Here is a 13,218-nt window from a genome sequence, read left to right as displayed (position 1 = left end):
TGTCACTCCTGTTCGTGCGCCGCAGTTGCGAGGCGCACGGCATAGTCGATTGCGGTTTCGAGGCTCGACGGGTCTGCGATCCCGCGTCCGGCGATGTCGAAGGCGGTTCCGTGATCGGGGCTGGTGCGGACGAACGGGAGACCGAGCGTGATGTTCACGCCCTTCTCCAGTCCCAGATACTTGACGGGTATGAGCCCCTGATCGTGATACTGCGCGACCACCACGTCGAACCGGCCGTTTCGCGCCTGCATGAAGACGGTGTCGCCAGGCCATGGGCCGCTCGCATCGATGCCTTCTCGTCGCGCGGCTTCGATCGCCGGTGCGATGATGGTGGTCTCCTCGTCGCCGAACAGGCCACGTTCTCCTGCATGAGGGTTGAGGCCGGCGACTGCGATCCGCGGCGCTCTTATGCCGAGCGCCCGCCCACCTTGATGTGCGAGCCGGATCGCTGATAGCTCGGCATCGAAATCCACCCGTCGTATCGCCTCCAGAAGGGAACAGTGGATGGTGACGAGAACCGTTCGAATATCTTCATTCGCAAGCATCATCGCAACACGTGTTGCGCCGGCCCGCTCGGCAAGGATCTCCGTATGGCCGGGGTGGCTGATGCCCGCGGCGGCAAGAGCTTCCTTGTGGATTGGCGCCGTAACAATGCCAGCAACAGTACCCGTCTCGGCCAGATCGATCGCCCGCGCGATCGCGTCATAGGCAGCCTTGCCGCTGACCCGATTGACTGTTCCGACCGGAGGCAGCGCGTCGAGCGAAGATGAAGCAATCAGGTTGACGATCCCATCCGCAAACACTGCCGCCTGAAGGTCTTGAACAGGGTTGAGGCGGGTTGTGGCGTCGATCTCCGCAAGGGCATGCCGCATGATGAGTGGGTCGCCGACCACGAGGCAGCGTCGATTGTTCCCCCTGTTGCGCAATGCTTTGGCGATGATTTCGGGACCGATGCCTGAAGGATCGCCCATGGTGATGGCGATGGGGCGTTCAGCGTGGTTCATGGACGTGATCCGTTTGAAAGTTGTCGTGCCGCATTCAGGAGCGTCGCCGCTGTGCCGAAGCCCCCGGCCTTCAAAGCGATGACGAGCGGTTGCTCTGGTTCGCGCATCGCGTATCCGGCGGGAAATCCCGGTTCGAGTTCCCCGGTGAGATTGAAGCTTTTGATGGAAAGGCGCTGCAAAAGGGCGTCCATGGTTTCGCCGCCGGAGGCGATCACAGCGTCGAAGCGCTGCTGTCGGAGCGTTGCATTGGCCTCGTCGATGAGCCTGGGCAGCACCCTCCCTGCATCGGTCTCGCGCGAAACCGGCGCTTGGAGACAGGCGATCTGAGCCTGTTCGGTTATGTCGGATGCCCGGCTGGCGATGGCGACGCCGCCTGCGCCAAGCGCGCGGCATTGTTCGTGGCTGGTCCTGTTTGCGCTTCCAACGACGATGAGAACGCGTCGTATTGGCGAGGCTGGCGTCTCAGGTCCGGTGAATGTTGCGTGCGCCGTCAGGCTGGCAAGCGCCAGGGCCATGCCGGGGGAGCCGACCCACAGTGCCGGCTCCATCTGCGCGAGACACGCCACTCTTTGATTCAGTTTTTCCTGGCTGTCGGCATCGACAATGACGACGCGGGTACTCGCAGCCGCCGCACGAACCTCCGCGTCACTCATCTCGACCGTTAGCAGGGCAGGGACCCCCAGTGCCGGGTCGACGAGGTCGCGGATGCAGGATGTGTGTGCGGGGTGGATCGGATCCTGAGCGTATCCGGTATCCGCAACGGGCCTTCCATCAAGCAACTGGATCGCTCCGGCCGTCGTGCGTCCTGCAGCCGGAAAGGCCGGGGCGACCACCAGCCGCATCCGCCGACTTGCCTGGAAGGCCGCGAGAATCTCCGCCCTGACGTGGCCGCGTAACGTCGAGTCCATGGTCTTGTAGAGGGTACGATCTCTATCAAACGCCGAGACGGCTCTTCTTGTCGCGTCCGCAGCATTGGTCTCCGTCATGCTGCGGCTGCCGGTATCGACTGATACGACGGCCGCATCGTCGACCGCTGCTGCGCGGCGGTAGATGCACGGCTTGTGGCCCCGAGTCAGGAACGGGCTCGCCCCGTCCGCCGCACTTGTGAGGTCGTCGGCGATGACGCCGATGCGGTTGAAAATTTCACCAATGTTTTCCATGGCCGCAAAGCTAATGTCCATAGACGTTGGAAAAAAGCGATATGATCTGACCTGTATTGGTGATAAATCATCACCAATGCAACGCTCTGATATTCCTTCTCTGGATGATCTGCGCGCCTTCGAGGTCGTGGCGCGCCTGGGTTCAGTGCGTGCAGCAGCCACAGAGCTGAACCTTACGCATGGCGCCGTCAGCCGCCGTGTTTCCAAGCTTGCGGGCGACCTTGGTCTGGAGCTTCTGGAGGCGCACGGTCGGGGACTGCGCTTGACCTCGGATGGAGAGAAGCTGGCCCAGGCGACGACCCGGGCGCTCGCACTCGTTTCCTCGACCCTCGATGAAATCCGCAGCGCAAAGCCGGCGCAGCCGGTCCTGGTCTCTTGCGAGCGATCCTTGGCGATGCGTTGGCTGATTCCTCGGCTCGCCGATTTTCAGGACCGGCATCCGGACGTCGATTTGCATCTGGCCGTCGGTGGCGGGGCGTTCGATTTCACCCGCGACCGCGTGACACTTGCCATCCGCCGTTTGGATTTTGCCGTCGACCCGCGTTGCCTGGTCACAAGGCTGATGAGGGAAGAGGTCGGGCCGGTCATGCAAGCCGGCATGGTCGAGCGATTTCGCGTGGGGGATTATATCGCGCTTGCCTCAAAGACCAGGCCCGACGCCTGGAACAAATGGGCGCACGCCAACCCGGACGCGCCAAAGCCGCGCTCCACACGCTTTATGGATCACCATTTCCTCATGGCGGAAGCGGCCGCCGGTGGCCTTGGTGTGGCGATGTGCCCGAGGGTCATCGCAACGGACGACATCCGCAACGAGCGGCTGGTCGCACCAATGGGCTTCACGCCCGATGGGTCCGAGTATGGCCTCATCCAATCGGCGTTGATCCCCGAAGCTCCGCAAGTCTTGCTGTTCAAAGCCTGGCTGCAGGCACAGATCGCATAAGCCGACCTGCGGTCTGCGCTATCGGCGAAGCGGCCATGGCATACGGCGCATTGTGGCCGATACGTCTATAGGACGCAGGAGCAGTTCGAGCCGGCGCGCCTTGCTAAAGGATGCGGCCGAACAATGAACCGTAGACGATGATCGCAATTGCGAGCGTAAACCCGGCAGCCACAAACATGAGGCTGAAATCGTACCCGTGAAAACGGGTGGGACGTAAGCGCTTCATGGCGAGCTCCAATTTTCACTCTGCTTGCAACGCTCGCCGAGCAAGAGATCTGGCCGCGCAAGTAGAGCGCGCCGCCCACGAATCCATGGCGACGTTTGAGATGTTGCCAGCCTCATCGGCTGAAACGGGTTCGCGCAGCGGATGCATCGCCAAATGCTCCCGAACTTTGCAGATCGTGCTTCCCGGATTTCCTCTTTGGAAGGAAATTAGCGGGACGCGGTGTTATCGTCGCTCGACATCGCGGCGTTGATATCATTGCAATCGCCGCGTTGCGCGTAGAGGATGGAGCGCAGACGGCCCGGTCGGTGGTGAGGAGATCATGGACGGGGTCGAGGGGAGGAGACGAGAGATGTTTCAGGGCGGATTGAGCTTCGCGCTCGGCGAAGACATTGATGCATTGCGCGACAGCGTGCACCGCTTTGCGGCCGAACGTATCGCGCCGCTGGCGGCGGAAACCGATCGCAGCAACGCTTTCCCGACGCCGCTCTGGCGTGAGATGGGAGATCTCGGCCTGCTCGGCATCACCGCCGACGAGGCCTATGGCGGTGCGGGAATGGGCTATCTCGCCCATTGCGTCGCCATGGAAGAAATCAGTCGCGCATCCGCTTCCGTGGGCTTGAGCTACGGCGCGCATTCCAATCTCTGCGTCAACCAGATCAGCCGCAACGGCAACGAGGCGCAGAAGGTGCGCTACCTGCCGAAGCTGATTTCAGGCGAACATGTCGGCGCGCTCGCCATGTCCGAACCGGGTGCGGGGTCCGACGTCGTTTCCATGACGCTTCGGGCCGAGAAACGCGCCGATCGCTACGTCCTCAATGGCGGCAAGATGTGGATCACCAACGGACCGGATGCGGACGTGCTGGTCGTCTATGCCAAGACGGATCCAGGTGCCGGCCCGCGCGGGATTACCGCCTTCCTCGTCGAAAAGGGCTTTGCCGGCTTTTCCACCGGCCAGAAGCTCGACAAGCTCGGCATGCGCGGTTCCAACACCTGCGAGCTGATCTTCCGCGATTGCGAGGTGCCGGCGGAAAACGTCCTCGGCGATGAAGGCGGCGGCGTCCGCGTGCTGATGTCCGGCTTGGACTACGAGCGTGTCGTCCTGTCCGCCGGGCCGCTTGGCATCATGGCGGCTTGCCTCGACGTTGTCGTCCCCTATCTCCACGAGCGCAAGCAGTTCGGCCAGGCGATCGGCGAGTTCCAGCTCATGCAGGGCAAGCTTGCTGACATGTATGTGACGGCGAATGCAGCACGTGCCTATGTCTACGCGGTGGCAGGCGCTTGTGACCGCGGCGAGGCCACGCGCAAGGATGCGGCCGGCTGCATCCTCTATGCGGCGGAGAAGGCAACAGCGCTGGCGCTGGAGGCAATCCAGGCGCTCGGCGGCAATGGTTACACCAACGACTACCCGGCTGGCCGGCTGCTGCGCGATGCCAAGCTCTATGAGATCGGCGCCGGAACCAGCGAAATCCGCCGCATGCTGATTGGCCGCGAACTGTTCACCGAGACCAGATAGACGCCCGAGCGGGTGGCTGACGCCGCAATCAGGCTCGATCAATGAGGACTTCATGACTGTTCTGAAATCCCACATCTCGCCCTCATCAGACCCGTTCAAGGCCAATCAGGCGGCGATGGCTGAGGCGATTACGACCGTGGAGGACGCGGTCAAGCTGGCGGCCGGCGGCGGTGGCGAGACGGCACGCGAGCGCCATGTCAGCCGCGGCAAACTCCTGCCGCGCGACCGGGTCGCCTCTCTGATCGATCCCGCGACGCCGTTCCTCGAAATCGGCTCGACGGCCGCCCACGGCATGTATAACGGCGATGCGCCGGCGGCGGGCCTCATCACCGGCATCGGCCGGGTGTCCGGCCGCGAATGCATGATCGTCTGCAACGACCCGACCGTCAAAGGCGGGACCTATTATCCGATGACGGTCAAGAAACATCTGCGGGCGCAGGAGATCGCCGCCGAGAACCAATTGCCGTGCATCTATCTGGTCGATTCCGGCGGTGCCAACCTGCCGAACCAGGACGAGGTCTTTCCCGACCGGGAGCATTTCGGCCGGATCTTCTACAACCAGGCCAACATGTCAGCATCAGGAATTCCGCAGATCGCCGTGGTCATGGGATCGTGCACCGCAGGGGGCGCCTATGTGCCGGCCATGTCGGACGAAACCATCATCGTCGAGGGTCAGGGCACGATCTTCCTCGCCGGCCCGCCGCTGGTGCGCGCGGCGACCGGCGAAGTGGTCTCGGCCGAGGATCTTGGTGGCGCGGACGTGCACACGCGCCTTTCCGGTGTCGCCGATCATATGGCGCGCGATGATGCGCATGCGCTGGCGCTTGCCCGCCGTGCGGTCGCCGCGCTCAACCGCCGCAAGCCGACGTCGGTGGAATTGCAAAGCCCGGAGCCGCCGCTTTACGATCCGCAGGAGATCGCCGGCATCGTGCCGGCGGATCTGCGCACGCCCTACGACATCCGCGAAGTCATCGCCCGTCTTGTCGACGGTTCCCGCTTCGACGAGTTCAAGGCGCGCTACGGCACCACGCTCGTCTGCGGTTTCGCGCATGTGCACGGGGTTCCGGTCGGTATCATCGCCAACAACGGCGTGCTGTTCTCGGAATCCGCTTTGAAGGGCGCCCACTTCGTCGAGCTTTGCGCCCAGCGCAAGATCCCGCTGGTGTTCCTGCAGAATATCACCGGCTTCATGGTTGGCCGCAAATATGAAACCGAAGGCATCGCCAAGCATGGTGCCAAGCTGGTGACGGCCGTGGCGACGGCGCAAGTGCCGAAGATCACCATGCTCGTCGGCGGATCGTTCGGTGCCGGCAACTACGGCATGTGCGGCCGGGCCTTCTCGCCGCGGTTCCTGTGGACCTGGCCCAACAGCCGGATTTCGGTGATGGGCGGCGAACAGGCCGCAGGCGTGTTGTCGACGGTTCGCGGCGAGGCGCTCAAGCGCGCCGGGACGCCCTGGAACGAGGAAGAGGAGGCCAGGTTCCGACAGCCGGTTCTTGACCTCTTCGAGCGCCAGAGCCATCCGCTCTATGCCTCCGCCCGGCTCTGGGACGACGGCGTCGTCGACCCGCGCAAGAGCCGCGACGTTCTGGGGCTGTCACTGTCAGCGGCGCTCAATGCGCCAATAGAAGATACGCGTTTCGGCCTGTTCAGAATGTAGGGAGATCGCGATGAAGCGCGAAAACGTCAACGCCAAGAATGCGCCGCAACCCCGTGGCGGCTATTCGCAAGCCGTGCGGCTCGAGAACTTCGAGCGGCTGGTTTTCGTCAGCGGCCAGGTGCCGCTCAATTCGGACGACGTGCTGCCCGACGGCTTCGAGGCGCAGGCGCGTCAGGTCTGGCTGAATATCGATGCGCAATTGAAGGCCGCCGGCATGAGCAAGGCCGATATCGTCAAGGTGACGGCCTTTCTCGCCGATCGCCACCACACCATGGCTAACCGCGCAGCCCGCGCCGACTATCTCGGCCCGCTTGCGCCGGCGATGACGGTGGTGATTGCCGGCATCTTCGATTCCGGCTGGTTGCTCGAAGTCGAAGTGATCGCGGCGCAATAGGGCGGGCCATATGCCGATGTTTTCCAAGCTTCTGATTGCCAATCGCGGTGAAATCGCCTGCCGCGTCATCCGCACGGCCCGGCGCCTGGGCATCCGCACCGTTGCGGTCTATTCCGACGCCGACGTCGACGCTTTGCATGTGGCGCTGGCCGACGAAGCAATCCGCATCGGGCCGCCGGCGGCATCCGAAAGCTATCTCTCGATCGAGCGGATCGTTGCCGCCGCCAGGTCAGCCAACGCGGATGCCATTCACCCGGGCTACGGCTTCCTGTCGGAGAACGCCAATTTTGCCGAGGCGGTCGAAGCGGCGGGCATGACCTTCGTCGGTCCGTCGCCGGGGGCAATTCGCGCGATGGGATTGAAGGACGCGGCCAAGGCGCTGATGGAGCGGGCCGGCGTGCCCGTCGTGCCCGGCTATCACGGCGACGAACAGGAGCCATTCTTCCTGGCGGACCGGGCAGCTGAGGTCGGTTTTCCCGTGCTCATCAAGGCGCGCGCCGGCGGCGGCGGCAAAGGCATGCGCAAGGTCGAGCAGCCGCACGAGTTTGCCGCGGCCCTTGAAGCAGCGCGCCGCGAAGCCGAAGCCGCCTTCGGCGACGGCGCGGTGCTGATCGAGAAATACCTGACCAAGCCGCGTCACATCGAAGTCCAGGTCTTCGGCGACCGCCACGGCAACATCCTGCATCTGTTCGAACGCGATTGCTCGCTTCAACGGCGCCACCAGAAAGTGATCGAGGAGGCGCCCGCGCCTGGCATGACGGCGGAGGTTCGCCGCGCCATGGGCGAGGCCGCAGTCAAGGCCGCGCGCGCCATCGGCTATGTCGGCGCCGGCACCGTCGAGTTCATCGCCGACGTCACCAACGGGCTCTGGCCCGATCAGTTCTATTTCATGGAAATGAACACCAGGCTTCAGGTGGAGCATCCAGTCACCGAGGCGATCACCGGCGTCGATCTCGTCGAGTGGCAGTTGCGCGCCGCCGTCGGCGAGGCCTTGCCCAAGCGGCAGAACGAAATCGCCATCGACGGTTGGTCGTTCGAGGCCCGGATCTATGCCGAGGACCCGACGCGCGGGTTTCTGCCGGCGACCGGGCGGCTCGCGACCCTGGACTTTCCAGGCGACGGCGTGCGTGTCGATGCCGGCGTCCGGCAGGGTGACGTCATCGCCCCCTATTACGACCCGCTGATTGCCAAGCTGATCGTGCATGGGCCAAGCCGCTCGTCAGCGCTCGCGCGACTAGAGAGCGCGCTCAAGGCCTGCCGGATCGGCGGCACGATCACCAATCTCGATTTTCTCGCCCGGCTCGCCGCCGAGCCCGAGTTTCGCGCCGCGCGGCCGGATACCGGCCTTATCGACCGGGCGATCGATCAACTGACGACACCTTTGGTGCCGGGAAACGAGGCGTTGGCACTGGCGGCCATAGCCTCCACCGGCGTGCTGCAACCGGTGAAATCCGACGATCCCTGGTCGTCCCTCGGTCATTGGCAGATCTGGGGAGATGCCCATCGAAGCATTGCCATCGAACATGCCGGCGGGCGATCGGTCGTCACGCTCGCAGCGCGTGGACGCGATCAGTTCGCGGTACGGGCGGGCGAAAGCACCTTTCCGGTGTTGGTGCTCGATCGGTTGGATGATGGCGCCCGAGTGGAAATCTCAGGCGAGCAACGTACCTTCCGCTTCCTGCGCGAGCAGGAAACCATCACGCTTTTCGTCAGTGGCGAGACCTTCGTTCTGCGCCTTCCCGATGCGCTCGCAGGGGCTCACTCCGCTGAGACGGCGGCGGATGAGCTTGCCGCTCCGATGCCCGGCATCGTCAAGCTCATCCATGTTCGCGCCGGTGATACGGTGGTGAAAGGCCAGCCGCTGGTGGTGATGGAGGCGATGAAAATGGAGCTGACGCTGGCGGCGTCGCGCGCCGGTGTCATCGAGAGCACGCTGGCGTCGCCAGGCGAACAGGTGAGCGCCGGAGCGATCCTCGTCGTGCTCAAACCGGAGGGCGACGAATGAGTGGGCCGGCTGCCGAGCATGTCACGCTCGTCGAAATGGCGCCGCGCGACGGTCTTCAGAACGAGAAGCGGCTTGTCGATACCGCCGATAAGATCCGCCTCGTCGATCTCCTGTCTGACTGCGGCTATCAGCGCATCGAGGTGACGAGCTTCGTCAGTCCGAAATGGGTGCCGCAGATGGCGGATGCATCGGCGGTCATGGCCGGAATCCGGCGCCGGCCGGGCACACGCTACACCGTGCTGACGCCGAACATGCAGGGATTTGATGCGGCCCTTGCGGCGAAGGCCGATGAAATGGCGATCTTCGCTTCGGCGTCAGAGACGTTTTCGCAGAAGAACATCAATTGTTCGATCGCCGAAAGCATCGAGCGCTTTCGCCCGGTTGCCGAAGCCTGTCGCGCCAGCGCGGTGCCGTTGCGGGGCTATGTCAGCTGCGTTGTCGAGTGCCCCTATGAGGGTGCGATCGCAGCTGAGAGCGCGGCACGGGTCGCCGCCGCATTGATGGGGCTCGGTTGTTATGAGGTCAGCCTCGGCGATACGATCGGGCGCGGTACGCCGGAGGCTGTCGAGGCGATGCTGGCGGCCGTGCTGGCGGATGTGCCGGCCGGACAGCTGGCGGGCCATTTTCACGACACGTCCGGGCGGGCGCTTGTCAATATCGGTGTCGCGCTCGAGCGCGGCTTGCGTGTCTTCGACGCGTCGGCCGGCGGCCTCGGTGGCTGCCCCTATGCGCCGGGTGCGGCCGGCAATGTCGATACACTGGCGGTCAACGCCTTTGTCACCGGGCGCGGATTTTCAACCGGGCTCGATGCGGCGAGGCTTGAAGAAGCCGCCGCCTTCGCACGATCGCTGAGGAGTGCTGCCTGATGTTCGAATCGATCCGATATTCCGTCGATGTGAAAGGCGTTGCCCGCCTGACGCTGTCGCAGCCGCAGAAGCACAATGCGCTCTCCGCAACCATGATCGGCGAGCTGACTGAGGCGGCAGCGCGCTTGTCGGCCGATGTCGCCGTGCGCGTCGTGGTGCTCGATGCCGAGGGCCGCAGCTTCTGCGCCGGCGGCGATCTTGGCTGGATGCGCGAGCAGTTCGATGCGGACCGGCCGACGCGTATCGCCGAGGCGACCCGTCTGGCGCTGATGTTCAAGGCGCTGAACGAAATTACCAAGCCGGTGATCGCGCGGGTGCACGGCAATGCCTTCGGTGGCGGCGTCGGTTTGATGAGCGTCTGCGATGCCGTCATCGCGTCGTCCGATGCGCGGTTCGGCCTGACCGAAACCGGGCTGGGCCTCATCCCGGCGACCATCAGCCCCTATGTGGTCGCCCGTATCGGCGAAGGCAGGGCGCGGCCTTTGTTCATGTCGGCACGCCTGTTTGGCGCCGAGGAAGCGAAGGATGCCGGTCTGGTGACGGCAATTGTTGCCCCCGATGGGCTGGATGCGGCAATTGCGGCGGAAGTCGAACCCTATCTCCAGACAGCGCCCGGCGCGACCGGACGGGCGAAGCGGCTTGCCCGTTCGCTCGGGCAGCCGATCACCGAAGCGACCATCGCCGCCACGATCGAGCAGCTTGCCGATTGCTGGGAGTCCGACGAGGCGCGCGAAGGCGTTGCCGCCTTCTTCGAGCGTCGCGAGCCCTCGTGGCGTGAGCCGCCGCTTCCTTGATTTGGGCGGATTTTGAGCCTATTTTGATCGAGTGATGATCAAGATGAGATCGGAATTCGCCATGTCTGCCGTCGGCTTCAACATCTCTGCCTCGCATTTCGGGGAAGACCAGTCGTCCTTCCTGTCTGCCCGGCTGGTCGCGGATCGTCTCGGCGTAACACTTGCGGAACTCGCGAAGCTGATCGGCGTCGCGCGCAATACGCTGACGGCGAAATCGAGCGCGCGCAAGGTCGATGCGGCACTCAGCAAAGTCGTGCGGATCCTGGCGATGGCTGCCGAAATGGCCGGCGACGAGAGCCGGGCCGTCATCTGGTTCAAGCACCAGCCGATCCCCGGATGGGCTGGCAAGACCGCTTATGACCTTGCCGGAGAGGGCAAGGCCGACAAGGTGCTTGCCTATCTCGAGGCCGTGCGTTCGGGTGTCTACGCCTGATGTCTGAGAGTGAGCCGGTGCGCCTCTGGCGCGCCTATGTGCCGCGCTGGGCCCACGCTCCGCTTTCGGGCGACGGTGCCGCGCGTTTCGGTGGTCGCTGGAACCCGGTGGGCCTGCCGACGATCTACGCTGCGCGCGAATTATCGACGGCCTGGGCCGAATATAATCAAGGCTTTGTCCAGCATCCCGCCCTGATCGCCCAGCTTGAACTGCGGTATGCGCGTTTGGCTGACACAATGGACCCGACCTTGCTGGCGGATCTTGGCCTCACCGAGGATATCCACCGGGAGGAGTGGCGCGATGTTTTGGATCGAGGCGTCGTGCCCGCGACGCATCGTCTGCAGGCGGAGCTGGCCACCCGTGGTTACGATGGCCTGATCTATCCGTCTTTCATGTCGCCGGGCGGCAGTTGCGTCGCGCTTTGGCGATGGAATGCGGGCGGGGCGGAGTTGACCGTGGTCGATCCGGAAAGCCGCTTGCCGAAGACGCCGGCATCCTGGCTCTGAGGCCGATAGGTCCGCGTCAAAGAACCTTGCCGGGGTTCAGGATGCCCTTCGGATCGAGCGCATGCTTGATCCGGCGCATCACCTCAAGCTCGGCCGCACTTCGGGAGTGGCCGAGGAACTCCCGCTTCAGGGTGCCGATACCATGTTCGGCGGAGATCGAGCCGCGATAGCGCCCGACGATGTCATAGACGATGCCGTCGACCGCATGCTGTGTGTTCTCGTCGCTTGCGGGCGTGGAAAAGGCGATGTGCAGATTGCTGTCGGCAACATGACCGAAGAAGGAGATGTGCGCCTGCGGAAAGCGGGCGGCCAGTGCGGGGCCACATTCGGCTGCGAAGCGGCCGATTTCGCCGATGGGCAGGCTGACGTCGAGATTGATCAGCGCCGGCAGCAGGCGGTCCATCGCGTGGCCCTCGCGTACCTGCCAGAACAGGCGGCTTTCCTTTTCCGACTGGGCGATCAGAGCGTTGGCGATGAGATCGTCTTCAAGCGCGGCGCCGAGGAAGTTCTCGAAATCCTCGCCTTCGTTGTCATCGCCCTGGACATCCTGTTCCAGGATCACCGCAAAGGCGGGGAATGTCTCGAAGAAGCGCTGCCCTTCCGCCTCGCAGTTGAAGCGAAAATAATCTTCCCACATGGCCTCGAAAGCGGAGAGGCCGGGCAGTCCTCGCTGCGCCCGCGCCAGCAAGGCGACGACCTGATCATAACTATCAAGCGCACAGAGTGCCGTCAGGCGGCCTGACGGTCGCGGCTTCAACCGCAGGACGGCGCGGGTGATGACGCCGAGCGTGCCTTCGGAACCGATGAAATACTGGCGCAGATCGTAACCGGTGTTGTTCTTGATCATCTTGCTGAGCGACGAGAGGATCGTGCCGTCGGCAAGCACGACTTCCAGCCCCAGCACATTGTCGCGCGTGACGCCATGGCGGATGACGCGGATGCCGCCGGCATTGGTGGCGAGATTGCCACCGATCTGGCAGGAGCCGCGTGCGCCGAGGTCGATCGGCAGCAGGAAGCCTGCGTCATCGGCGGCGCGCTGGGCGACCTCAAGTGGCGTGCCGGCAAGGACGGTCATGGTTGCCGCCAGCGGATCGAGTTCCTCAATGCCGGTGAGGCGTTCGAGCGAGAGGGAAACCGCGTCCTCGTCCGGGTTGGCACCACCGGCAAGGCCGGTCAGGCCACCCTGCACGACGATGGTCTGGCCATGGGCGTCGCAGATGCGAAGGGCTGCTGCGACTTCCTCTGTGTTCGCTGGGCGAATGACGGCTTTGGGCAGATAGCGCCCGGTAAGACTTGCGTCGCTGCGATAGCGCTCGCCGATCTGCGTGCCGATCAGCACGGCGTCGCCGAGTGCCTGTTTCAGATCTTCAATGACGGACATGCGCCAAATCTCCCGCTTCTACCACCGCATGACGTGCTGTAGCGCATCTCGGCAGAAACGGGAAACGGCTTGGAGCCAGGGTGAGGGTAAACGGCGGAGAAGCCGTCAGGTGCCGGTGCGCGCCAGTTCGAACGGCTGGACTTGCGCTTCCGCCTCGGCGTCGGTGCCTGCCGCCTCGGTGACTGCCTTGTCGTCCCTGAACAGTTTCCATTTTGTCGGCCGGAAGGCGACCCTGGCGCGGTCCTGGGTTGTGGTGCGTTCGGGCGGCAGCTCGATTTCGGCATGCGGGTGGGTGCGGCCGAGGTCGAGTTCGAGATGGCGGGTGCCGGCGACGCG

14 protein-coding genes are annotated in these 13,218 nt (G+C 64.1%); 9 read left to right on the top strand and 5 right to left on the bottom strand.

Features of this window, described 5'->3' with window-relative positions:
* Positions 1 to 2: 2 nt before the first annotated feature.
* Together pdxA and BC363_RS07445 are read right to left on the bottom strand one after the other, a co-directional pair.
* Entirely contained in the window at positions 3 to 1,004 is a 1,002-nt protein-coding gene (gene pdxA, locus BC363_RS07450; protein ID WP_141690250.1) for a 4-hydroxythreonine-4-phosphate dehydrogenase PdxA, read from the bottom strand.
* Complete coding sequence (locus BC363_RS07445; RefSeq protein WP_065787473.1) at positions 1,001 to 2,164, bottom strand: four-carbon acid sugar kinase family protein; 1,164 nt, start codon at positions 2,162 to 2,164, stop codon at positions 1,001 to 1,003. Before BC363_RS07445 ends, pdxA begins: the two co-directional genes overlap by 4 nt.
* On the opposite strand from BC363_RS07445, the gene BC363_RS07440 reads away from it, so the two are divergent.
* Positions 2,154 to 3,104, top strand: a complete 951-nt coding sequence (locus BC363_RS07440; protein ID WP_244519816.1) for a LysR substrate-binding domain-containing protein — start codon at positions 2,154 to 2,156, stop codon at positions 3,102 to 3,104. The genes BC363_RS07445 and BC363_RS07440 overlap by 11 nt on opposite strands.
* A 103-nt stretch (positions 3,105 to 3,207) precedes the next feature.
* Here the strand turns inward: BC363_RS07440 and BC363_RS36200 are convergent, their stop codons facing one another.
* On the bottom strand, positions 3,208 to 3,330 hold the full coding sequence (locus tag BC363_RS36200) for a hypothetical protein (RefSeq protein WP_280137970.1): 123 nt from the start codon (positions 3,328 to 3,330) through the stop codon (positions 3,208 to 3,210).
* A 349-nt stretch (positions 3,331 to 3,679) separates the two neighbouring features.
* Here BC363_RS36200 and BC363_RS07435 point away from each other — a divergent pair, with 349 nt between their 5' ends.
* From BC363_RS07435 to BC363_RS07400, 8 genes are all read left to right on the top strand, one after another.
* On the top strand, positions 3,680 to 4,843 hold the full coding sequence (locus BC363_RS07435) for an isovaleryl-CoA dehydrogenase (RefSeq protein ID WP_065787475.1): 1,164 nt from the start codon (positions 3,680 to 3,682) through the stop codon (positions 4,841 to 4,843).
* A 52-nt stretch (positions 4,844 to 4,895) separates the two neighbouring features.
* The gene (locus BC363_RS07430; protein WP_065787476.1) at positions 4,896 to 6,503 is read left to right on the top strand and encodes a carboxyl transferase domain-containing protein; all 1,608 of its coding nucleotides are present in this window, start codon (positions 4,896 to 4,898) and stop codon (positions 6,501 to 6,503) included.
* A gap of 10 nt (positions 6,504 to 6,513) precedes the next feature.
* Positions 6,514 to 6,897 (top strand): RidA family protein, encoded by a 384-nt coding sequence (locus BC363_RS07425; RefSeq protein WP_065787477.1) that lies wholly within the window; start codon positions 6,514 to 6,516, stop codon positions 6,895 to 6,897.
* 16 nt (positions 6,898 to 6,913) lie between these two features.
* Positions 6,914 to 8,902 (top strand): acetyl/propionyl/methylcrotonyl-CoA carboxylase subunit alpha, encoded by a 1,989-nt coding sequence (locus tag BC363_RS07420; RefSeq protein ID WP_065787509.1) that lies wholly within the window; start codon positions 6,914 to 6,916, stop codon positions 8,900 to 8,902.
* Complete coding sequence (locus BC363_RS07415) at positions 8,899 to 9,768, top strand: hydroxymethylglutaryl-CoA lyase (protein WP_065787478.1); 870 nt, start codon at positions 8,899 to 8,901, stop codon at positions 9,766 to 9,768. Before BC363_RS07420 ends, BC363_RS07415 begins: the two co-directional genes overlap by 4 nt.
* On the top strand, positions 9,765 to 10,562 hold the full coding sequence (locus BC363_RS07410) for a crotonase/enoyl-CoA hydratase family protein (RefSeq protein ID WP_065787479.1): 798 nt from the start codon (positions 9,765 to 9,767) through the stop codon (positions 10,560 to 10,562). Before BC363_RS07415 ends, BC363_RS07410 begins: the two co-directional genes overlap by 4 nt.
* A gap of 61 nt (positions 10,563 to 10,623) precedes the next feature.
* Positions 10,624 to 10,995 carry a DUF2384 domain-containing protein gene (locus tag BC363_RS07405; protein WP_065787510.1) on the top strand — a complete coding sequence of 124 codons (372 nt, stop codon included), beginning with the start codon at positions 10,624 to 10,626 and terminating at the stop codon, positions 10,993 to 10,995.
* Positions 10,995 to 11,501: an RES domain-containing protein gene (locus BC363_RS07400; protein WP_065787480.1), complete on the top strand. Its 507-nt coding sequence runs from the start codon at positions 10,995 to 10,997 to the stop codon at positions 11,499 to 11,501. The genes BC363_RS07405 and BC363_RS07400 overlap by 1 nt, the downstream gene beginning before the upstream one ends.
* A 16-nt stretch (positions 11,502 to 11,517) precedes the next feature.
* Here the strand turns inward: BC363_RS07400 and BC363_RS07395 are convergent, their stop codons facing one another.
* Complete coding sequence (locus BC363_RS07395; protein WP_065787481.1) at positions 11,518 to 12,882, bottom strand: FAD-binding oxidoreductase; 1,365 nt, start codon at positions 12,880 to 12,882, stop codon at positions 11,518 to 11,520.
* Between the two features lie 105 nt (positions 12,883 to 12,987).
* A partial coding sequence (locus tag BC363_RS07390) for a TOBE-like domain-containing protein (RefSeq protein ID WP_348272188.1) occupies positions 12,988 to 13,218 on the bottom strand: 231 nt, incomplete at its 5' end.

This window comes from Ensifer sp. LC384 (assembly GCF_001695865.1).
GTDB lineage: Bacteria > Pseudomonadota > Alphaproteobacteria > Rhizobiales > Rhizobiaceae > Ensifer.
Note: the sequence above shows the minus strand (reverse complement) of the source record. Positions and strands in the feature narration are given on the sequence as shown.